This is a genomic window from Bacteroidota bacterium, from assembly GCA_036522515.1.
Classification (GTDB): domain Bacteria; phylum Bacteroidota; class Ignavibacteria; order UBA10030; family SZUA-254; genus VBOC01.
Genome location: DATDFQ010000014.1, coordinates 18,429 through 40,239 on the forward strand (window position 1 = coordinate 18,429; position 21,811 = coordinate 40,239).

Sequence of the window (21,811 nt, forward strand, 5' to 3'; positions counted from 1 at the left end):
ACTCACCTTCCGACCCGTCTATCCGATACCGGCCATGGAGCTGTTCGAACAGCAGCGGAGCGCTGAAAAATCCGGCGGAGCCCCTTCCTCGGCCCCCCTCGCTGAGCGCGTCCGCCCCAACAACCTCGATGAAATCATCGGCCAGGAGCACCTCCTGGGCGAGGGGCGTCCTCTCCGGGCGTTCATCGAACAAAACGAAATCCCCTCGATCATCCTCTGGGGCCCTCCCGGTTGCGGGAAGACCACCATCGCGCGGATCATCGCGCAGCAAACCGACTTCGACTTTCACCAGCTCAACGCCGTCTCCGCGGGTGTTCAGGATGTCCGCAAGGTCATCGAGCGGGCGGGGGGGAACAGGCGCCTCGGAAAGCGAACGCTGTTATTCATCGACGAAATCCACCGCTTCAACAAGGCCCAGCAGGACGCCCTCCTGCACAGCGTCGAAGACGGAATCCTGACGCTCATCGGCGCGACGACCGAGAACCCGTCGTTCGAAGTCATCGGGCCGCTCCTCTCCCGCTGCCTTGTTTACGTGCTCCAGCCGCTGACGAAGGAAGAGTTGAACCGGGTGCTCGACCGGGCGATCGGCTCGGACGTGATCCTCAAGAGCCAAAAAGTCCGCCTGGGGGAAAAGGAGCGGGAGCTCCTGATGCTCCTTGCCGCCGGCGACGCGCGCATTATGTTAAACGGCCTCGAGAGCGCTCTCCGTCTGACCAAACCGGGTCACGGGGGCGAGCGCGCGCCTGCGGTCCGGCAGATCGAAGAGGCGTTTCAGAGGAGGCAGCCGAAATACGACAAGGGGGGCGAGGAGCACTACAATATCATCTCGGCCTTCATCAAGAGCGTGCGCGGCAGCGATCCCGACGCGGCGGTCTACTGGCTCGCCCGGATGCTGGAGGGGGGAGAGGACCCGAAATTCATCGCGCGGCGCATGATCATTCTTGCGTCGGAGGATATCGGCAACGCCGATCCGCACGGGCTCGTGCTGGCGACGAGCTGCTTCACGGCAGTGGACTACGTGGGGATGCCCGAGGCGGCTCTCATCCTGTCGCAGGCCGCGACATACCTCGCCTCCGCGCCCAAAAGCAACGCGTCGATGCGCGCGATCAAGGAGGCCTCCGACGACGTCCACCGAGCCGCAAACGACCCGGTGCCCCTCCACCTGGGCAACGCGCCGACGAAACTGATGGAGCAGATGGCATACGGAAGGGACTACAAGTACAGCCATGATTTTGACGGACACTTCGTGGAACAACAGTATCTTCCCGACAATCTGAAGGAGAAGATTTACTATCGCCCCGCCGACATCGGCGAGGAAGAGGCGATCAGGGAGCGGTTGAACAAGCAGTGGAAGGGGAAACAGCGTTGACCGAGAAAAAAACGTTCGCCATCGGCGTCGATGTGGGGGGCACGACGATCAAGGCGGGCATCGTGGACCGGCAGGGGAAGATCCTGGAACAGGTTTCGTTCGACACCAAGGCGGACAAGGGTCCCCGCGTGGTCATGAACCAGATCGTCCTGACCATCGGGCAGCTCCTCGAAAGCCAGAAGAAGGCGTCCTGCCTCGGCATCGGCGTGGGAATACCGGGCATGGTGACGCCGGACGACGGCATGGTCCGGTACCCGCCGAACTTCGCCGACTGGGAGGAGGTGCCTGTCGCAGCGAACCTGCGGAAGGTGTTCGCCCTCCCGATCTTCATCGAAAATGACGCTAACGCCGCGGCGATGGGAGAAGCGAAAGCGGGGGCGGGCAAGAGCTTCCGGGATTTTCTGTTCGTGATCTGGGGGAGCGGAGTCGGCGGAGGAATCATCCTCGATCACAAGATCTACCGGGGCCCTCATGGCGGCGCCGGGGAGATCGGCCATGTTTCCATCGACTACGAGGGCCTCCTCTGCAACTGCGGGAGCAAAGGGTGCATCGAGGCCTATATCGGCCAGCGGTATCTATCGAAGCGGACGAAGGAAATCCTCCAGAACGCCCCCAAAGACGCCTACCCCTCGAAGATCTATGACCTTGTCGGCGGGAACCTGAACAAGATCGAGCCCGCGATCATTTCCCGCGCAGCCGAGGACGGCGACCCGACCGCCATCTCGATCCTCAAAGAGGCGGGCGAGCTTCTCGGATACGGGCTGGCGTCTGCGCTCAATATCCTCGACCTGCGGATCGTGGTGATCGGAGGGGGAATCTCGGCAGTCCCTTCGTTCGTCTACACGGCGATCCAGGACGGCCTTCGCTCGCGCGTGTTGAAGTCGCACAAAACCGGAGTCCGCGTCCTCAAGGCCGAGCTGGGCAACACGGCGGGGATCATCGGGGCGGCAACCCTGGCCATGTGAGGGGATTCCGGTTGAGAGTTTCCTGGGCCCTCGTCTTGTTGCACTTCCTCTTCCTCTGCCCGGCGCCGGGCCAGACCGCGCCCGGGCGGGATTCGACATCCGCCCGCCGCGATTCCGCGCGCGCCGCCGCTCCGGTCCCGAAGGACACCTCGAGCTCATCCGGCGTTGACACCCTCGTCACATACTCCAGCGCGGATTCCATCGTCTACGATTTTTCCACAAAGAAGATGTCGCTCTTCCAGAAGGGACAGATAAAGTACCGGGACCTCCAGCTCACCTCGGACCGGATCGACATCAACTGGAACACATCCATCATGCACGCGAAGGGAGTTCCGGACACGTCGGACACGACGGGAAGGAAGTTCCGCGGGACTCCCGAGATGAAAGAGGGGAGCGAGGTCTATTACGGGCACGAGCTGACCTACGACTTCGCCACGAAGAAGGGGAGAATCGACGTGGCGAACACCACGATCGACCAGGGATATTACCGGGGCGAAGAGATCAAGAAGCAGGGGAGCGACGTCCTCTACGTCGGGGACGGCCGCTTCACGACCTGCGACGCCCCCGAACCGCACTACTTCTTCGCGAGCCCGAAAATGAAGGTGGTTCCCCAGGATAAGATCGTCGCCGAGCCGGTCTATCTCTACATCGCGGACGTGCCGGTCTTTGCGCTGCCGTTCGGGGTCTTTCCGAACCAGCGGGGCCGCCGTTCGGGGCTGATCGCGCCCGCATACGGGGAGGATGCGAACCGGGGGCGGTTCCTCAGCCACCTCGGATACTACTGGGCGATGAGCGATTACATGGACATCAACTTCAAGACCGATCTCTTTTCGAAGGGGGGATGGGCGGGGTATTCGAACTACCGGTATGCGCTCCGGTACAACTTCAGCGGTTCGCTGAGCGCCGAGTACAAGCGGCTCCACACGGGCGAGAGCACCGATCCGGGCCGCACCGAGGACGAATCGTACAGGCTGGGGATCGTCCACAGCCAGGAGTTTGATCCGACCACGCATCTCAACGCCAACTTCTCCTTCGCGAGCAATAACTCCTACAGGAATACCATCGATCTGAACGAGGCGCTCGACCAGTACGTCACCTCCAACGCGACGCTCTCCAAATCCTGGGAGGGGACGCCGAACAGCATCTCCCTGAGCCTCTCGCGCCAGCAGAATCTCCTCGACGGGAGCCTCGACCAGACGCTTCCCTCTCTCAGTTTCAACCACAGCCTCAGCTATCCTCTCCGGTGGGGGAAGTCGAAGGGCGACGAGACGGGCCGCCCCTTCTACCAGGACATCGGGTTCAGCTACAGCGCCACCGCGTCGAACCGGATCGCGAGGCTCCACAGGACGATCGGGGGGATTCAGATGCTCACCGCCGGAGGCGCCGATACCGCCGGATCCGTGGACGCGTTCGAGTACGATCAAATCCGGGGCCTCAACCAGAGCGCATCTCTGAGCATCGCCCCGAAGCTCGGGTATGTCACGCTCTCGCCTTCGCTCAGCTACACCGACAACCGTTCGTTCACTGACAACGACGTCCCGGCGCTGAACCCCGCGGACAGCACTCTGACGACCGTCAATCAGCGCGTATCCCAGCGCTCGGGCATACTCTCCGCAGGGCTCTCCGCCAGCACCAAAGTCTACGGGATCGTCCAGCCGGGGCTCCTCGGCATCGCCGCCCTCCGCCACACCGTCACTCCGAGCCTCACCTTCACCTATTCTAAGCAGGTGGTGGGGGACGACCTTTCCGGCAAGCAGATGGTGATGAACCTGAATATCGGCAACATCCTGGAGATGAAAACCATCCCGCACGAGGAGGGGAAGGAGGGGGACAAGATCCAGCTCCTGAACCTCGGAGCGGGAATCGCTTACAATTTCTCCGCCGACAGCCTGAACTTCTCGCCCATCGGCCTCTCCTACCGGACGGGGATCGGCAAGGCGCTCGACGTGGGCGGAAGCGCCGGTTTCGACCTGTATAAGCTCGTGGAGGTCTTCCCGGGGCAGTTTATCCGGGTCAATAAATTTCTGATCAACGAAGAGCACCGCCTGGCCCGCCTCACCGATTTTTCGATCGCGCTCGCGACCTCTCTTTCCGGAGAGCGGAGGTCATCGGGCCAGAAGCCCTCCGCTCCCGACTCCTCGGTGCGCTCCCGGAGCGCATCCGGGTATGCGAACCTCCTTGAAAACGAGGAGCCCGATTTCAGCATCCCGTGGCAACTCTCCCTCTCGCTGAACTACGCGGAGAACAAGGTGTCTCACACCAGGAGCTCGAACCTCCGGGCGCATCTCGACTTCAACCTCACGGAAAGCTGGAAGATCTCGCTGAACACGGCGTACGACGTCCTCAACCGGGACGTCCTTGCTCCGGAGGTACAGATCTCCAGGGACCTTCACTGCTGGCTGATGGATTTTCAGTGGGTTCCGACCGGCACCTACAGGCATTACCTGCTCGAGATCAAGGTGAAGGCGCCGCAGTTGCAGGACATCAAGGTGACGAAATCGGGGAGCGACCGGGGGATTTACTGAGGCGGGCAAAAGCCCGCGCCTACCGCAACAGGAGGATCTCCAGGGATCGGTAGCCGCAACCTTCAGGTTGCGGGCTTTTAAGGCGGGTCAATGCGTCGGTTTACGCCGACGCCTTCCTCTCCTTGTACAGGTACACCGGCTCCTGCTTCTTCTGCACCGTCTCGCGTGTGACAACGCACTTGACGACGTTCTGCCTGCCCGGGAGCTGGTACATGATGTCGAGCATCGTCTCTTCCATGATCGAACGAAGCGCACGGGCGCCGGTTCCGCGCTCGATCGCCCTCTGAACGACAAGTTTCAGCGCCCCCTCTTCGAACTCCAGGTCGACGCCTTCCATCCGGAATAACTTCTTGTACTGCTTGACGATCGCATTCTTCGGCTCGGTCAGGATGTTGAGGAGCGCCTTCTCGTGCAGGGGGTGGAGGGTCGCCACGACCGGAAGCCGTCCGACGAATTCGGGGATCAGGCCGAACTTCAGGAGGTCGTCCGGTTCCACGAGCGGGAGGTACTCCTGCTGGGCGTCGTCTTTTTTTCCCCTGATGGTGGCCCCGAATCCGATCGCGTTCTGGTGGACCCGGTGGGAGATGATCCGCTCGAGCCCCTCGAAGGCGCCGCCGCAGACGAAGAGGATGTTCTTTGTATTCAGGTTGATCAGGCTTTGCTCCGGGTGTTTGCGGCCGCCCTTCGGAGGCACTCCGGCGATCGTTCCCTCGAGAATCTTCAGAAGGGCCTGTTGCACGCCCTCTCCGGAGACATCGCGCGTGATCGAGACGCTGTCGCTTTTCCGGGCGATCTTATCGACCTCGTCGATGTACACGATGCCCCGCTCGGCCTTGTCGACATCGTAGTCGGCGCTCTGCAGGAGATGCACCAGAACCGTTTCCACGTCGTCGCCGACATAGCCCGCCTCGGTCAGAGTGGTGGCGTCGGCGATGGCGAAGGGTACCGCGAGGATCCGCGCAAGCGTCTGGGCGAGAAGCGTTTTTCCCGTGCCGGTGGGGCCGAGCAGAAGGATGTTGCTCTTCTCAAGCTCGACGTCGTCCAGGTTGCGCATGTGCGCCTTCGACTCAATGCGCTTATAGTGGTTGTAGACGGCGACGGCGAGCGTTTTCTTCGCGGATTCCTGGCCGATCACGTACCCGTCGAGTGCGCGCTTGAGATGGAGGGGGGTGAACGGGGGCCTTGACCCCGGCTGCTTCCCGGCGGTGACCGCCTTGTTGTTTCTAAGGATGTCCACCGAGCTCGAAACGCAGCCGTCGCAGATGTACGCCTCGGGCCCTGCGATGAGGCTCTGGACTTTGTCGGCTGATTGTCCGCAGAACGAACACCGGATCGATTCGTCCGGCTTCCCTTTCTGTGCCATCGGCTACTTCTCCTTTTTGCCGTCCAATTTAGGTTTCTTGACGAGGATGCTGTCGATGATGCCGTAGCTCTTTGCGTCTTCGGAAGTCATGTAGTTGTCGCGGTCGGTGTCCTTCTCGATCTGGTCCACCGATTTCCCGCAATGGCCGGCGAGGATTTCGTTGATTCTTTTCTTGATCCGCAGGATCTCTTCCGCCTGGATGATGATATCGGAGGCGGTGCCCTGGGTTCCGCCCCACGGCTGGTGGATCATGATGCGGGAGTTCGGGAGGGCGGTCCGTTTCCCCTTCGTGCCGCCCGCGAGAAGGATCGCGGCGATGCTCGCCGACATCCCGACGCACATCGTCGAGATATCGGGGCGTACGTATTGCATGGTGTCATAGATCGCCATCCCGGAATAGACGCTCCCTCCCGGGCTGTTGATATAGACATGGATGTCCTTCTCGGGGTCCTCGGATTCGAGGAAGAGCAACTGCGCGATCACGAGGCCGGCGATGGTATCGTCGATGGGCGTGCCGATGAAGACGATCCGTTCCTTCAGAAGCCGCGAGTAAATATCGTAGGCCCTCTCGCCGCGGCCGGTCGATTCGATGACAATGGGTACGAGCTGGTTATAGATTGGTGTCGGCATTGATCTGGTTACCTTTCTTGTTCAGGGAGTTGGTCCGAGGCGTCCGCCATCCTGGTCGTCGACGACTTTCTCGGTGATGTGCGCTTGCTCCTTCAGGAATGCAAGGAGTTTGTCGGAAACGATCCTGTTCTTGACCGTATCCGACGATTTGTAGAAAGTCACTAAGCGGTCCTTTTCGATTCCGATTTTTGAGGCTTCCTGGTCCGCCAGGCGCTCGAGATCGGAGTCCTCCGCCTGAATCTTTTCCGCCTCGATGATCCGCTCCCGGATGAGGAACCATTTGGCCTGGAAGATCGCGTAGGGCCGGTTCTTCTCCATGAAATCCTTCTCGTCGAAATCGGGGGGGAGCTTCTTTCCGGGGTTCCGGTTCTTGAACTCTTCCAGCAGGGAGTCGAGGATTCCTTTCACGAGCGTGTCGGGAACGGTGAAGTCATGGCGCCGGGCGATCTCGCCGATCAGCCCGTCCGCCACGATCCGCTCGCTCCGGTCCTCCCAGTAGCGCTCCAGGTCTTCTCTAAGATTCTTGCGGAACTCCTCGGGGGTCTGAATTTTTCCCTTCGTCAGTTTCTTCGCGAACTCCGCGTCGAGCTCCGGCAGATTCATCTTCTCCACCTTTTTCACGCTGATTTCCAGGTGGGCGGGCTCTTTCTTTCCTTCCTTTTCGGCGGTGACCGTCACCCGGTGGGTCGATCCGGCCGCGGCATTCCGCAACACGCCCTTGATTTCCGCAAAAATCGACTCGTCGGCGAGGTGAAGCCGCGCGTCCGAGGTCTTCCTTCCGATCAGCGGGCTGCCCGCGGGGTCGGTTTCCTGGATGTCGACCGTAAGAACGTGCTCGTCGTCCGCGGCCGCCGGAACCTCGGACATCGTGCTGTCTGATCTCCGGAGCCTGAGGAGTTCGCTTTCAACCTCCGCGTCGGTCACCTTGTGGACGGGTTTCTCGAGTGCGATCCCCTTGTACTCCCCCAGCTCGAACACGGGGGCGATCTCGTAGGAGATCTTGAAGGTCAGCGCCTCGCCGCGCCGGTAATCCATTTTGGTGAGGACTGGGTCTCCGATCGGCTGGATATTCCGCTCCTGGACGACTTGCCGGTAGACGTCGTTCACGATGGTATCGAGCGAGTCGTGCTCGATGGCCTCGCCGTGGAGTTTCTTGACGAGGTCGAGAGGGACCTTTCCTTTGCGAAACCCCTTGATCTCTATCTTCGGGAGTTGCTCCCTGTAGGCCTTCTCGAAATGGGGTAGCAGGTCATCGGCGTAGGCCGTGACCTGGATTTCCTTGCGGACGTCGTTGATGTCGGTGATCGATATATCCATCATAAGAGGGAATGCACGTTGTACCTCCCGGTTACCGCGACCGATCTGTGGGTAGAGGGGGACTTGAACCCCCACGGGTTTCCCCACTAGATCCTAAGTCTAGCGCGTATGCCAATTCCGCCATCTACCCGATCATTCCCGGACACATCCTGCATCCTCTCTTGATCGGTCTTTTTCGGGAGGCTCCGTTAATATACTCCTTTTTCGAGGGAATTTCAAGGAGAGTGGGCGGCGGACGCCGCGGGACAGGCTACAGGGGGCCTTGCAGACCTATTCTTTCATTACGCGGTTGATACATTCCAGCAATTTCTTGAACTCATAGGGCTTCGTGAGAAAATCATTGGCGCCCATCTCAAGGCTGTCCCGGGCGATTTTCAGCTCGTTGACTCCGGTGAGCATGATGACCTTCTCCGCGAGGTTCTCCTGGCGGATGTTCCGGAGGACCTCGAGGCCGTCGATGTCGGGCATGCGGATGTCGAGGATGACGACGTCGTAGTGGTTGCTATTGAGCGATTGCATGGCGCTGTTCCCGCCATCCGCCTCGTCCACGGCGAAACCGTAGGTCTCGAGCTCCGATTTGAGGAGCGATCTGAGAGAATCCTCGTCTTCTACAACCAGCAACTTGATTTGATCGGTCATGCCGCGTGTCCTCATTTGTGAAAGCCCATCAATATAGCATCCCTTGCAGGTAAAATCAAATCCGGGGAGCCTTTGCCGCTTCAGAACCAAAAGACCGCAGGCTAAAGCCTGCGGCTACCAAGCCCGAAGCATCGGTCGCCAAACGACCATGCCCGAGGAATCGGTAGGCGCGACCTTCAGGTCGCGCTCGCTCCCACGGTCTCCGTGGGAGCGGATATTTGGACGCTCCAGCGTCCACGGCCGCGGAGCGGCCGACATTTGCGTTCCCACGCAGAGCGTGGGAACGAGGGTTGAGCACCCGGCACTGCCTGTTCTTGCGTTTACCGCGAATCTTTAATAGATTATTGCTCCTTCGTCGGCCCGGTGACGCGACAGGCGCGCGCACGGTTACCCGCCGACGTATCTCCCGAACGCGCATCAGGGCCATGGAACTCATCAGTGTCTGGATCTCCGATTACGGCTACATCGGCATTTCCACGCTTCTCATGCTCGGGATTGTGGGGATTCCGGTCCCGGACGAGACGCTCCTCACCTTTTCAGGGTACCTGGTCTACAAGCAGCAGCTGACCTTCCATGGGACGCTCGCAGCCGCCTTCCTCGGGAGCGTTTGCGGCATTACGATCAGCTACGGGCTGGGCCGGCTCGTCGGGCTCTACCTGATCCAGAGGTACGGGAAGTTCTTGTTCGTGACGCCGGAGCGGCTGGCCGCCGCCCACCGGTGGTTTCTGCTCCGGGGCAAGTGGACGCTTCCGATCGGCTATTTTATTCCCGGAGTCCGCCATCTCACCGCGTATGTCGCTGGCGCATCCAGGCTCGAACTTCCGAAATTTGCCCTCTACGCATATTCCGGAGCTCTCATCTGGTCGACGAGCTTCATCCTGCTCGGTTACTCTCTCGGTGATCAGTGGGAGTACGTTCTCACGAAGATCGAGGATAACCTGGTCATCGGCACGATTGTGGCGGTTATTGTGCTGGCGCTCCTTTGGATAGTGAAGAAGTGGGTTTTTCGGAATTCCCTCACCTGAGAAGGAATCGGCCGTGTCAATAGTCTACATCATTGCCGCATACGCCGTCGTCAACTCCCTCCTCACCCTACTGGTGCTCGTCAGGTTGCCGGCGAGTCCCCTCAGCCGGTTTTTCGCATTCTGCGTCGGGTGCCTGGTCATCCTCGGCACTCTGGGAATGCCAACCTTCCAGCCCCTCGAGGGGCCGCCCCGGAAGTGGATCGGGGACTCGCTCCTGTTCTGCTACGCGCTTCTTCCCTCGTTTTTCCTCCATTTCATCGTGATCTTTTCCAAACAGCAGCAGATCCTGAAATCACGGGGCGCGATGGCGGCCATATACCTCGCCGGATTCTTTAGCTTCGCGATGCTCCTCCTCGGATTGATCCCGGGCCCCGTACGGTCCGATGGCTCGATGTCGGACAGCGGGTTCATTTTCTACATCATCTGGATGTCGGTGTTCCTGAGCATCGGCGTCGCGATGGTCTATTCGACCTTGAAGCTCTTCTCGGAGCGCGAGGTGAAATCGAACCTTTTTTTCACGGGCATCGTCCTGGTCCTCCTCGTCCTTCCGGGGCCGTTCACGCAAACCATCAATTCGGTGCTCTTTCATGGAAGCGGGGTCTGGTATTTCTATTCCTCCTCGGTTGCGCTCCTGCTTTCGGTCTATCTCGTCTTCCGGCACCGGATCATCGTCAATACCCCGTACGATATCCTCAAAACGGTCCTCATGGGAATGAACGATCTTCTGCTCAAGACGGACGACGAATTGCGGATCCGGATGATGGGCGGGCCGGTGAAGTCGCTCCTCGGATTCTCCGAACAGGAAATGATCGGCCGGCACCTGCAGGAATTCCTCTCCCGCCCGGAGCCGCTCCTCGAATACCGTGAGAAGGCGGTCCGCGGGAAGGCCGAAGAGGCGTCGTTCGAAGGGGAAATGATCTGTAAGAACGGGGAGCTCGTCGCCATGAGCTTTTCCTTCGGCGTCATCGCGTCGAACGAGGCGCTGGGGGGGTTTCTCGGCGTGGCGAGAGATATCAGCGCCCAGAAGCGCGCCCTCGAGGCCCTGCAACAATCCGAGTCCCGTTTTCGGGAGATCTTCGAAGCGCAGGCCGGCGCACAATCGCGCGCGCTTGACGCCCGGGAGCAGGTCGCGGGCGACACGGCATTGATGATGGACCGTCTGGCGGAGCGTATCGGCGAGACGGTCGACAAGATGGGGCTCACGCTCCAAAAGACGCTCAGTTTTTCCTCGCTCGCCTCCCATGAGCTCAGAACTCCTCTTTCCATCCTCCGGAATCAACTCGAGGGCGCCATGAACCTCGGGATGCCGGAAAGTTCCTTGCGCGGGGTCGTGGTCTCCGCGTATGATGAAATCCTCCGGCTGAGCCGGACCGTCGAAACGCTCCTCAGCCTCGGCGCGATGCAATCGGGGACGTTCCGCCTCGAGCTCTCAGGCGTCGATCTGCAAAAACTGCTCAGGGATTTTCATGAGGATGCGGTGATCCTCTCCAACTCGAAGAATATTTCGGTGGAGTTTTGCTCCTCCCCGCCGGCGTCTCTTACCTGCGATGCCGACCGGATCAGGCAGATCCTGTTCAACCTTCTGGAAAACGCCCTGAAGCACACGCCGGAAAACGGGAAAATTCAAATCGGGTATTCGATCGAACCGCCGAACGTGCTGCTGAAGTTTTCGGACAACGGGGCGGGAATCTCGCCGGAAGATCTGCCCCGGATATTCGATCCGTTCTATAGAGGAAGCGCCAACTCGCGGGGAACGGGGCTCGGTCTGGCCTTCGTGCAGTGGATCATGGAGGCGCACAGGGGAAGGGTCACCGCCGAGAGCGCTCCCGGCCGGGGGACTACATTCACGCTGACGCTGCCCTTAAATCCGTTGTAGCGACCCGCTCGAGGATTTTGGTAATGTCTTATTTTGTCATCCTGAGCGAAGCGAAGGATCTTGCAAGTCGACGTGGAAGATCCTTCGGTCGCTACGCTCCCTCAGGATGACATGTTCGGTGAAATTGAAGCGGTCTTTCGGTTGGGCAATTGAAATTCTGCCGCCGCCAGCTTTTGCATTTCCCCCCGAATCTCTTTACTTTCCTGCACAATCCCCACCTGACCCCGTAGCTCAACTGGATAGAGCATCAGCCTTCTAAGCTGAGGGTTGCGCGTTCGATTCGCGCCGGGGTCACTTGTTCCTGCCGGTGTTTCCCTCCCGACACCTCCCCTGCCAACAGAACTGCCCGCAGAATCGAAGGGATCGGGAAATGCAAGATGGAGTTGTTGGGACGAACCCTATTCCCACCAGGCGATGACTTTGTTGGTGTACGTGTTAATCACGATCGGTTGGATACGAGCGGTCGCCTGCTCGATGGCGAGGCTTGAATAGAGAATACTCGAAGTTCCGTTGCTGAAGTCGTTGAATTTGGAGGGATCCGTTGAGAGCGCGACGATCGCGCCCAAAATAGTTGTGCCTGAATTTATGTGGGCGATGTCATCGGCGATGATAATCCCCTGGAATGTGCCGTGAACGTTGCCCATCACCGCATCCCTCGCGCTGCTATGCACGACAAGAATTCCCGAACCGGAGATTTCGGCTGGAACCCATGCACCCCCGGGCGGCAGTTCGATATACGTCACGCCTGAAAAAGGAGAGTGGAGATTCGACGGATTGGTTACGTACTGACTGCCGTTGATACCGCTCTGCGCGATCGACCTCAGCGTTCCTTCCGGATAGCCATTGACCGTCCCTCCCATGACGCTGTCGGGTGACGCCGGGTAGGGCTCCGGTTGATGTTGCCGGATGATGCTCGTATCTGCGTTCCCTGCCGGCGTGATATCGACCGTGCCGATGTTTGTCCCGCCGATCCTGGAATTCCCCTTCTGGGTGAGCGTGCTGGTTGTCCAAATACCTAATGTGCCCTGGCCGGGGAGCAACGTCGCTTGGGCCGTGGTATCGTGGTCTTCCCCGTCGATAATGAGGTGGCCGCTGGTGGTGATGGGATTGTGTGTCATCACCACCGCCGTGATTCCGAAACCGGGCGGACCTTTCGGGACGAAACCCCTCGGTACGTATGCGATCGTCGTGAACACCGTGTCCCGGCGCGAAACGTCGCTCACAGCGGTCAGAAATGGGACCGTTGAAACCGAAGTAATCTTGATGGCCGCGATGAGAGGCGACACAGCGTCTCGTTTGTAAACCGTGTCCCTGAGACTAACTGAAACAGTACCGCCCGCAACGCTCAAAGAAGAGTAGCCCGCTCTCCAGAGGGAATTGGACGCAAGGTTCCGGAGGGCGAGATTCACACCGGTTTGTGCGACATTCCTTCCGGTAATTCGCTGGTTGTACCGGATCAGGTTATCGCTTTGAGCGGTCGTCGATCGCGATATTGTACGCAGAATCATCGCCGAGAGCACGAACATCGCTAAGACTGCAAGAATGGAAGCCCGGCCTAACATCAGTGCACCTTGAGATTACGAGGTTTGAGTGTCTGTTCCCAATTCGCATACGAATAGGTGGTGTCGTGCGTGCTGATCTGGGATGGGAATGGGCTGGCCAGATTGATCGTCACCTTGACGGAATTGATCTTTGAGGGGCTTGCGACGTGAGGGCTTGCCGTAAGCTGGTTTCCCAGGGAATCAAAATACGCGAAGTGGAGGAGTGTGATGCCGTCGTTCATCACCTGTACGACACCATTCACGCTCCGGTAGAGGTAACGGGATTGCGGGTTCACATTGCCGGCCGGCCTGGTCTTTCCCCAGTAATACCAGATGTTGTCGACGGTCTCGTTACTGTCGATATCGCCCTTCATGTTGATCGAGTCGGGGGTGGCATAATAAATCGCGCTGTCCGATGGAGGCACCGCCACTTTGTATCCGACTCTTCGGAAATCATTCTCAATGATGTCGGTGACGGTCGCCAAATTCGATTGAACCGTCGTATCCAGCGTTTGGCCGGTAGAAGCGGTGCGCATGGTCAGCATGAGGACGGCAAGGAGGAACAACACGGCCCCTCCGAGAATGACAGACATCACATTATCGAGGAGAGAAGCCATGGGGCATCAGTATGAGAAGACATAGGAGAATGAATAAGACCTCGAGACGAACGGGCTCGATACGGTGACGGTCATTTTCTTTGCATAATTCCTGCCTGGAAGGGACGCGTCGGGATTCCCGACGTTCGCGTAGTTCACAGCCACCCTCACGGTGTCGCCCTTTCGGGAGGAGGTTCGCACCAGACGCCAATAACCGTTGTAATCATCCACATCGTTGTAGATACTTGACGATTTATACCCGGACGCTGCCAGGGTGTCGGGAAAGCCGATCGATTCACCGCCGTTCGGCCCGAGCGTCGCGCTCATGAACGAACTATCGGCAACCTCTCCGGCCACAGTGTTCTGATCGAATGCTTTCGTCTTCGCCTCGTCGATCACAGATTGTGCCAACGCGAATGCGGCCTGCGAGACCTCGGTTTCAGAGGAGAGCTGGATGGCGCTCGTTACGAGATTGTTGTCGCTCACGAGCAACGTGCCGAACAACACAAAAGAAAGAATCGAGAAAAGAAGATTTGTTCCCATGGTCGATCGTTTCGATGGTCAGTCTTCGATGACAGAATTAACGTGCGCGCATGAAACAGGCAAAACAGCTTATCCTTTGAGCCTGTCCCTCCAGAGCGAGAAGTTGTAGTACCTTGGCGAGAGATTGGCCTGAACCCTGGAAGAAACTCGGTGATCAATCTACACATACTTGTGCTCCAATGTCAAAAAAAAGGAGCGATTTCTCGCAAATAATGTATGCGAAATGAGATAAAAACGGCTAAGGAAAAAATTACACTTATTTCGTAATATTCTACGACCAAGATCTACCCTGCCTTCAATTGAAAACGCTAACCGGCAGTCCCGTGGCCTTCTAAGCGGAGGGTTGCGCGTTCGATTCGCGCTGCGGCACTTGTTTTGGCCCTTTTTCCCTCGAGACACCTTCCCCGCTCAGTGCTCATTAAAAGAGTTTAACTATGAACATAAGATCTTAACTAATAAATTTGAGCTAGCGCTTCAAAGCTACGAGTGGCCCTTTTTGCCACACCACCAACAACTGCTTTGAGACAAGGGCGCTGCCACTGAAACGAACGTGATTACAAAACCCAAACAAGCATCTAAGGAGAAGCATATGAAAAAGCATTCTCTCTTGGCCTTGGTTCCGATCATGTTTGCGCTGCTCTCCGTCATCCTCGTACCCGTCGATTCGGGATTCGCACAGAATACGGCAGGGCGATGGGTTCTCGGCTTTCACGGCGGGGGCAATATGTGGATTAACGATTACAGCGACGTGCTGGTCGGGCCGGGTGGAGATTTCATGCTTCGGTACGGCATCACTCCGGCATTCTCCGCGGGCATTCTCGCGGGATATGAAGAACTGAAATCCGAGCAGAAGTCCGCGAACACGGGTCAGGTGTCCGACTATTTGAAGTTGAACGCGATTCCCGCGTCGGCTAACGTATGGGTCCATTTTGCGTCGGGGAGTGTAGCTAATCCCTATGTCTACGGCGGCATCGGTGTGTTGCTGTTCAAGAGATTGGATGGCGCGGGCAACTATGTCCCCGACAGCAAGTTCATACCTTCGGTTCTCGTTCCGTTCGGTGTCGGCCTCGAAATCTTTCCCTCAAACAACGCCTCAATTGTTCTCGACGGAGGCTACCGCGTGACAGACGACTATCCCGATGACCTCAAGAGAGGGAATCTTGACGGGTACGCAACTGCAAAACTGGGGGTAAACCTCTACATCGGTACTGGCTATGAAGATGAAGAGGCGCAACATCTACGGGATGCAGAGGAAAGGCATGCCAAGCAATTGGCCGAGGTGGAAGAACTTCGTTTGAAGCAGCAGGCAGATGCGGACGCGCAGGCGAAGCGTCTAAAGGATTCCGCCGACGCAGAAATACAGCGGGTGAAGAAGCAGACCGATGCCGACGCAGAGGCAAGGCGCGTCAAGGAACTGGCGGATGCCGAGGCACGGCGGGTAAAGGAATTGGCCGATGCTGAAGCGCGCCGGTTGGCGGAACAAAAGCAGCGCGACACAACCATCATCGTTCTTGAAAAGGGCAAGACCGTTGTTCTGAAGGGCGTCAATTTTGAATTTAACAAGGCGACTCTGACTGTGGATTCCAAAATCATCCTCACGAGGGCTCTCAATGCGCTCAATGCCAGTCCGGAGCTCAATGTTCTCATTGTCGGTCACACGGACAATATTGGCAGTGCAGCGTACAACAAGCAACTCTCCTTTCGCAGGGCGGAGGCAGTCAGGTCATGGCTGGTGGGGAATGGAATATCCGGAAAACGCCTCACGGTCTCCGGTAAAGGATATGACGAGCCCATCGACGATAACACTACGGACGAAGGCCGGGCAAACAACCGGCGCATCGAATTCCATGTGTTAGAATAGACTTCTTGTAATTGCGGGCAAATGCGGCAATCGGACGGGAGTGAGGGATGAAGGGTTGCGCTTTCGATTCGCGTCGGATCACGTTGAAGTGATACTCCTCGCCTGGTATGATTTCCTGTCCGGCAACTTCAGATAGAACGGGAAGGCAACTCGAACCTCTTCCAGCAGGCAAACGCTTCTGCTTCTTGGAGTTTACCCCTCGCATGTTCCTCGACGGCACCTGGGCCCTTGCTGATACGTTGTACTGCGGGAAGCGATATGGAGCTATTCAGATCAAGCTGCTGGGAAGGGGCACAACAACCGATCCCATTTGCCTGTGGTGGAGAAACTTAGTAGTTTCATGTTGGCAAATACATGGGAGATCAAAGTTCAACATTATATCACATCTCTATGCTCATCGCTATTGCCAGCCAACGCAAGCCGAAAATTGATGCAGTGAAAAGAGTTTTTCAAGCCGTTCATCACCTGCTCGCAATCAAGAGTGAAGAGGCGACGTTCCTCACTTATGAAATTGGCGGCGGACCGTCTATGCCAAGAACCATGGACGAACTTCTCGGTGGAGCGAAACGGCGAGTCGAATCGCTTCAGCAGGTGCATTCTTCAGCCCATCAGCAAGCTGATTACTATATCGGTATGGAAGGCGGGTTGCATTCGCTGAAAGAGAGCGGTAAGAAACTTGTGTTTCTTCAAAGCTGGGCGTATGTGAGTAATGGGAAAAGAGGGTGCTTTGGAAGCTCAGGAAACGTGCTCGTCCCCGACAGTATCGCACAAGAGGTGATGAATAAGAATCGGGAGTTGAGTGATGTCATTGATGAAGTTGTGCAAATGAATGACGTTCGTGGAAACCAGGGCACCTGGGGAATATTGACAAAGGATATGTTGAATCGACAACAATCATTCGAATTGGCATTGATTGCCGCATTCGCGCCATTCTATAATGGAGAGCTCTATGGAGTGGCACAAACATCTTGAATCATGATTCCCAAGCTCTCCAAGTCTTGCGCCGTATGTCAGATAACAACATGCCGCGCTAAGAATCTCTCATGACGAAATCAGTTACAGAATCGACAGTCCTTTTTCTAAGCATCATCAAGTGGGTATTTCTTGCAACGATAGCGGGTGTGATTGTCGGAGGAGCCGTAACGGTGTTCCTCAAAACTCTCACTTGGAGTACCGGGCTGGGCTCGCAACATCCTGACTTGTTCTGGCTTCTCCCAGTGTCACTCTTCTTAAGTGCGCTATTGGTCAAATACCTCGCCCCCGATGCGGAAGGGCACGGCACAGAGAAAGTGATCCAGGCCATTCACAAGCGAGCCGGGAAGATTCCTGTTGTTGTCGTTCCGGTGAAGCTTGTTGCCACAATAGTTACTCTTGCGACGGGAGGATCCGCTGGCAAGGAAGGTCCGTGTGCACAGATCGGCGCAGGTCTTACGTCTTTGTTTAGCGATCTCCTGAGGTTTGATGAACATGATCGCAAGAAGATGGTAATTTGTGGAATCAGCGCGGGCTTCGCCTCCGTCTTTGGAACCCCGATTGCGGGATCGATCTTTGGCGTCGAAGTATTGTTCGTGGGAGCCTTACTGTATGACGTTCTACTGCCATCGTTCATCGCCGGCATTATCGCTTATCAAGTCTCATCGTCATTCGGCATTACTTACTTCCACGAAGCGGTGAGTGTGATTCCGGTTTTCTCAGAAGGATTCTTGATGAAAGTCCTCCTTGCGGGGCTCTTCTTCGGCATGTGTTCGATCTTTCTTATTGAAATCCTTAAATGGGGAGAAAAGATTTCGAAACGAATGCACTTCTGGGTCCCGTTGAAAGGGGTGATAGGAGGTGCGGTTCTGGTTCCTCTGACGTATCTCTTTTCAAAGCGTTACCTCGGCCTCGGCCTTGAATCAGTCGAATCTAGTTTGCGGGGAGAAGGAATTGATTGGTACGCGTTCTTATTGAAGCCCATATTTACAAGTGTTACCCTGAGCTTCGGCGGAAGTGGCGGAATCGTCACGCCTATCTTCTTTGTCGGTTCAACTGCCGGTGTGACATTTGCCCATCTCTTGAATTTGAACGCTGCGACGTTCGCAGCGATCGGCCTCGTGAGCGTGCTCGCCGGCGCTGCCAATACCCCGATCGCAGCGAGCATTATGGCGGTAGAGTTATTTGGTCCAGCTATTGCACCTTACGCAACTCTCGCATGTGTTGTGAGCTTCCTGATCACCGGGCATCGAAGCGTATACCCCTCCCAGGTCCTGTCAATTTCCAAATCGCCATCGCTGCAAGTGGAACTGGGAAAAGAGATTGAGGAAATACAAACAACAATCAATTATAGAAAAAGAGGGTTTATTGGTAGAACACTCCGACTCATTAAGAAGATTGAAGAGACTGTCGATAAAATCCAGGGTGGTAGCACGTCAACCTCCAACAAGAATACGAGCAGAACTTCAGTCGATATGAACTCGCCGGAGGAGAAATGAGGCGAGGGATCCGCCGGCTCAGCTTCCGGATTCCACCCTCTTCTTGGGTTCGAATGACCTGTCCGGTCCATGCGTTCACACCTGGAATCAGGATCGCTCGAAGACTCTCACGGCCCACTCGAGAGTCTCGCCCGAGTAGATCTGCGTAAACCCTTTTTCCCGAATCAACCCCACCATCCGGTTCCAATCATGCCAGTAGGGATGAAACGGCCGCCTGAAGGTTTTTGCGAAAAGGGTAGCGGTCCCGATCATCATTCGGTTGATCCGGTGGGGCCTCGGAAAAGAGATTGCATAGAGATTTCTTGTCTTGTCGAGTGATTTCCCGACCAGGGAGTCCACGTCCCCGTAGCAGCAGACAACCTTGTCGAGAATCACGATGTCAACAACCGGAATGCCTCCGTTCATCTCCATGAAATCTCCGAGAACATAGCTCGTTCGGCCATCGTATCCAAGTTCGCTTGAAAGCGACTTCGCCGCCCCTAACATCCCTTCCGAGACGTCGATGCCGGTCGCATGCGAAGAGCCCCGTTCCAACAGAGAGAAGTGCAGACCTCCGATGCCGCATCCGATATCGAGGATAGCCTTCCCGGCGATCGGGGAGAGCGTCATCCCTTCCAGGAGAAGGCGCTGCTCTTTCGCGAGCCCGCGCTTTCGGAACTGCTTGAGATACCTCTTCGACGACTTGGAAAAGAACTTGTTCGTCCCGGGAAGGGAGGAAGATGTACAACAGGAGTTCATCATGGGCTCACATTCCCATTACAAAATCAGGGCTCGGGGTCGCCTTCGGCGCTTGTGTCCGGCTGATTTCCATGGCATTACTCCAGTGATTTGATGAGGCTCGTTCTTGTTTCGTGTGTCCGAAGATACGAACCTCCGTGTTGATTCTCAACTGATCTATCAGGCGGGTAGTGTCTTATTTTGTCATCCTGAGCGAAGCGAAGGATCTCGCAGATCGGAAAGACGAGATCCTTCGGTCGCTACGCTCCCTCAGGATGACATGTTCGATGAAAATGCGACGCTACCATCGGGACCGACACTCACCTGATCAGTGACATCTTCTTCACATCTGAGACCCCACCGGCCTGTAGACGATAGAAGTAGACACCGCTCGGCAACAATGATGCATTCCATTGCTGTGCGTAGGTTCCCGCAGGAAGCTCGTCCTGAACCAGAGCGGCGACTTCCCGGCCCAGAACGTCATAGATTTTCAGCGATACGTACGATTTCGAAGGAAGAGTAAACCTGATCGTCGTCGTCGGATTGAACGGGTTCGGAAAATTGGAGGACGACTCACCCTCCGCGATGAGATCGCTCCTTTTCGCCGCGTGTACAGTGTTGTCCCATATCCGGCCCTCGGCAACAGTGTTCACGGTTTCAAGCCTTTGGATGTAATCACGCAGCGTGGTGAACTCAAAGTCCGGGAGAATCTGCACATCTTCGACTGTGATCCCAATCTTCCCCAGGAGCAGTACGACTCCCTCACTCACGGTCGCCGAGTAGATCGCGTGGGCGATGAACGGGCGGCCGCCGATCTTGATCGACCCCCTGACGACACGGCTTCCAAGCGGTCGGTTCGGGTCGTAGTTGTATGTCATTCCTGACACCTGGAGGAAGATGTCGTCGGAAATCTCAAGTTGCGAAAGTCCGAATTCCAATCCCTTGACCAATTCGGATCCTCTGATTTTCAGCGTCGCGATATGGAGCCCCAGGCCGGTCTGGGGATCGTACCCGTACGCCAGCGATCGGAAGACATCGGCTCCGACGATTGGACCGGCATAGAGTTTCTCGGAAATCAATCCGAGAGCCGTGATGGCGAAGTCCGTTTTGGTCCTGTTGTGAAATGCATCGGTCACCAGATTTCCGATCGGCGTGTCGCGGAGCGGGCTGGAGGGGTCAAATCTCTTATCGAGGTCGTGTGTTGCTCTCCCTACCTCTGTGTGGTAGAGGTCGCCGTACTGGGCGACAATTCCCGCCTTCAAATTCTCTATGACTGCCTGGATGGTCGGGTCGGGTGTGACGGTGGAATCCACGCGCAGGATTTTATAGTCATCCATCGTCACGGTGCCGTTGTCGACGGTGAAATGCAATTCACCAACGTATTTGTAGAACTCACCTGCCTGAAAGATCGGGACTTTCTTCCCCAGAGCATTGGTGATCATCACAGGCTGCTCGAAGAGAAAGTGATCGTGAGCGCCGACGATGAAGTCGATGCCCGTGGTGTTTGCGGCAACGATTTTGTCGAGATAGATTCCGCAATGCGACAGGAGGATGATTACGCTGGCGCCCTGTTTTCGAAGGGTGTCCGCGGTCTCCTGGGCGATCCGAACAATATCCTCGCGAACAATGACAGGGGCGGGATTGTAGGTTGGATTACCCGGAACCGTCAATCCGATGATCCCGATCTTCACGCCGCCGACGGTCTTCATGATTGACGGTTGTATCCATCTCTTGAGCGCCGGGAATTCATCCATGTTCAGGTTTGCAGAGAGAAGGGGAAACGACCCTGCCCCGAAAGCGGTCGTGAGCACATCGTTGAGAGGACCGGGTCCGAAATCGAATTCGTGGTTGCCGACGGCCATTGCGTCGAATCCGAGCTGGAGCATGAGCTGATATTCCGGAACACCGAAGTACACATTATAGAATGGATCGCCCACGGACACATCTCCCCCGTGCAGAAGCAGTACATTTGGTTCGGTGGCTTTCACCGTGCCGATGACTGTCGCCGCTCTTGCAATTCCGCCGAGCATCCCGTTGAGGTTTGCGTCTTTGGGACCGAACGCGTCGAGATGCGAATGTGTGTCATTGACGTGCAGGAGTGTGATGGTTGTGCCGTGAGAAAAGGCGAAGACCGAAACTACGAGCAAACCTCCAAGAAGCTGGAACAATCGTTTCATGGATCGTACCTCCTATGTGGTTGAGTTGTGGTGATTATTGACAGAAGCGCAACCCGAGCGTGAACATGGAATCCTCTCTCATGCGGTTTGTCATGGAAGCATCGTACGAAAATGGAGAGGCCGGATTGTCACAGATTTGTAAAAGGATTGTCACAAGACCCCCGCCGGGTGGCGCCTGTTTGGGGACAACCCGGTG

Annotated in this window: 17 protein-coding genes and 2 tRNA genes; 9 read left to right on the forward strand and 10 right to left on the reverse strand. The window is 56.9% G+C overall.

Translation table 11 applies throughout. The annotated features are described in order from the left end of the window. Window positions 1–34 precede the first annotated feature (34 nt). Genes VI215_01455 through VI215_01465 form a run of 3 tightly spaced genes read left to right on the forward strand, consistent with a single transcriptional unit; the run spans window position 35 to window position 4,859 of the window. On the forward strand, window positions 35–1,369 hold the full coding sequence (locus VI215_01455; protein HEY6190973.1) for a replication-associated recombination protein A: 1,335 nt from the start codon (window positions 35–37) through the stop codon (window positions 1,367–1,369). Then, entirely contained in the window at window positions 1,366–2,334 is a 969-nt protein-coding gene (locus tag VI215_01460; GenBank protein HEY6190974.1) for an ROK family protein, read from the forward strand. The genes VI215_01455 and VI215_01460 overlap by 4 nt, the downstream gene beginning before the upstream one ends. A gap of 11 nt (window positions 2,335–2,345) precedes the next feature. Beyond that, window positions 2,346–4,859, forward strand: coding sequence for a putative LPS assembly protein LptD (locus VI215_01465; GenBank protein ID HEY6190975.1), 2,514 nt, complete (start codon window positions 2,346–2,348; stop codon window positions 4,857–4,859). Window positions 4,860–4,959: 100 nt separating this feature from the next. On the opposite strand, the gene clpX is transcribed toward VI215_01465, so the two are convergent. From clpX to VI215_01490, 5 genes are all read right to left on the reverse strand, one after another. After that, window positions 4,960–6,222: an ATP-dependent Clp protease ATP-binding subunit ClpX gene (clpX, locus tag VI215_01470; GenBank protein ID HEY6190976.1), complete on the reverse strand. Its 1,263-nt coding sequence runs from the start codon at window positions 6,220–6,222 to the stop codon at window positions 4,960–4,962. 3 nt (window positions 6,223–6,225) lie between these two features. Then, window positions 6,226–6,852 carry an ATP-dependent Clp endopeptidase proteolytic subunit ClpP gene (clpP, locus tag VI215_01475; protein HEY6190977.1) on the reverse strand — a complete coding sequence of 209 codons (627 nt, stop codon included), beginning with the start codon at window positions 6,850–6,852 and terminating at the stop codon, window positions 6,226–6,228. Between the two features lie 21 nt (window positions 6,853–6,873). Then, a complete protein-coding gene (gene tig / locus VI215_01480) occupies window positions 6,874–8,169 on the reverse strand; it encodes a trigger factor (GenBank protein ID HEY6190978.1) in 1,296 nt (431 codons plus the stop codon). A gap of 48 nt (window positions 8,170–8,217) precedes the next feature. Then, window positions 8,218–8,299: transfer RNA gene (locus VI215_01485), tRNA-Leu, on the reverse strand. A gap of 140 nt (window positions 8,300–8,439) precedes the next feature. Next, on the reverse strand, window positions 8,440–8,808 hold the full coding sequence (locus VI215_01490) for a response regulator (protein ID HEY6190979.1): 369 nt from the start codon (window positions 8,806–8,808) through the stop codon (window positions 8,440–8,442). Window positions 8,809–9,233: 425 nt separating this feature from the next. Between VI215_01490 and VI215_01495 the strand changes: the two genes are divergently transcribed. The 3 genes from VI215_01495 (at window position 9,234) to VI215_01505 (ending at window position 12,003) form a co-directional block, all read left to right on the forward strand. Then, a complete protein-coding gene (locus tag VI215_01495) occupies window positions 9,234–9,833 on the forward strand; it encodes a DedA family protein (protein HEY6190980.1) in 600 nt (199 codons plus the stop codon). Between the two features lie 13 nt (window positions 9,834–9,846). Beyond that, window positions 9,847–11,709 carry a PAS domain-containing sensor histidine kinase gene (locus VI215_01500; GenBank protein HEY6190981.1) on the forward strand — a complete coding sequence of 621 codons (1,863 nt, stop codon included), beginning with the start codon at window positions 9,847–9,849 and terminating at the stop codon, window positions 11,707–11,709. 220 nt (window positions 11,710–11,929) lie between these two features. After that, window positions 11,930–12,003: transfer RNA gene (locus tag VI215_01505), tRNA-Arg, on the forward strand. Between the two features lie 104 nt (window positions 12,004–12,107). On the opposite strand, the gene VI215_01510 is transcribed toward VI215_01505, so the two are convergent. From VI215_01510 to VI215_01520, 3 genes are read right to left on the reverse strand one after another with little or no spacing between them, the layout of a single operon-like run. Continuing rightward, window positions 12,108–13,235, reverse strand: a complete 1,128-nt coding sequence (locus VI215_01510) for a hypothetical protein (protein HEY6190982.1) — start codon at window positions 13,233–13,235, stop codon at window positions 12,108–12,110. Between the two features lie 35 nt (window positions 13,236–13,270). Then, on the reverse strand, window positions 13,271–13,867 hold the full coding sequence (locus VI215_01515; GenBank protein ID HEY6190983.1) for a hypothetical protein: 597 nt from the start codon (window positions 13,865–13,867) through the stop codon (window positions 13,271–13,273). A gap of 6 nt (window positions 13,868–13,873) precedes the next feature. Then, complete coding sequence (locus VI215_01520; protein HEY6190984.1) at window positions 13,874–14,389, reverse strand: hypothetical protein; 516 nt, start codon at window positions 14,387–14,389, stop codon at window positions 13,874–13,876. 589 nt (window positions 14,390–14,978) lie between these two features. Between VI215_01520 and VI215_01525 the strand changes: the two genes are divergently transcribed. From VI215_01525 to VI215_01535, 3 genes are all read left to right on the forward strand, one after another. Further along, window positions 14,979–16,250 carry an OmpA family protein gene (locus VI215_01525; protein HEY6190985.1) on the forward strand — a complete coding sequence of 424 codons (1,272 nt, stop codon included), beginning with the start codon at window positions 14,979–14,981 and terminating at the stop codon, window positions 16,248–16,250. Between the two features lie 390 nt (window positions 16,251–16,640). After that, entirely contained in the window at window positions 16,641–17,222 is a 582-nt protein-coding gene (locus VI215_01530; GenBank protein HEY6190986.1) for an inosine/xanthosine triphosphatase, read from the forward strand. A gap of 71 nt (window positions 17,223–17,293) precedes the next feature. After that, entirely contained in the window at window positions 17,294–18,721 is a 1,428-nt protein-coding gene (locus VI215_01535) for a chloride channel protein (protein ID HEY6190987.1), read from the forward strand. A gap of 87 nt (window positions 18,722–18,808) precedes the next feature. Here VI215_01535 and VI215_01540 read toward each other — a convergent pair whose 3' ends face one another. Continuing rightward, window positions 18,809–19,462: a class I SAM-dependent methyltransferase gene (locus VI215_01540; GenBank protein ID HEY6190988.1), complete on the reverse strand. Its 654-nt coding sequence runs from the start codon at window positions 19,460–19,462 to the stop codon at window positions 18,809–18,811. Window positions 19,463–19,758: 296 nt separating this feature from the next. After that, complete coding sequence (locus VI215_01545) at window positions 19,759–21,615, reverse strand: 5'-nucleotidase C-terminal domain-containing protein (GenBank protein HEY6190989.1); 1,857 nt, start codon at window positions 21,613–21,615, stop codon at window positions 19,759–19,761. Window positions 21,616–21,811 lie beyond the last annotated feature (196 nt).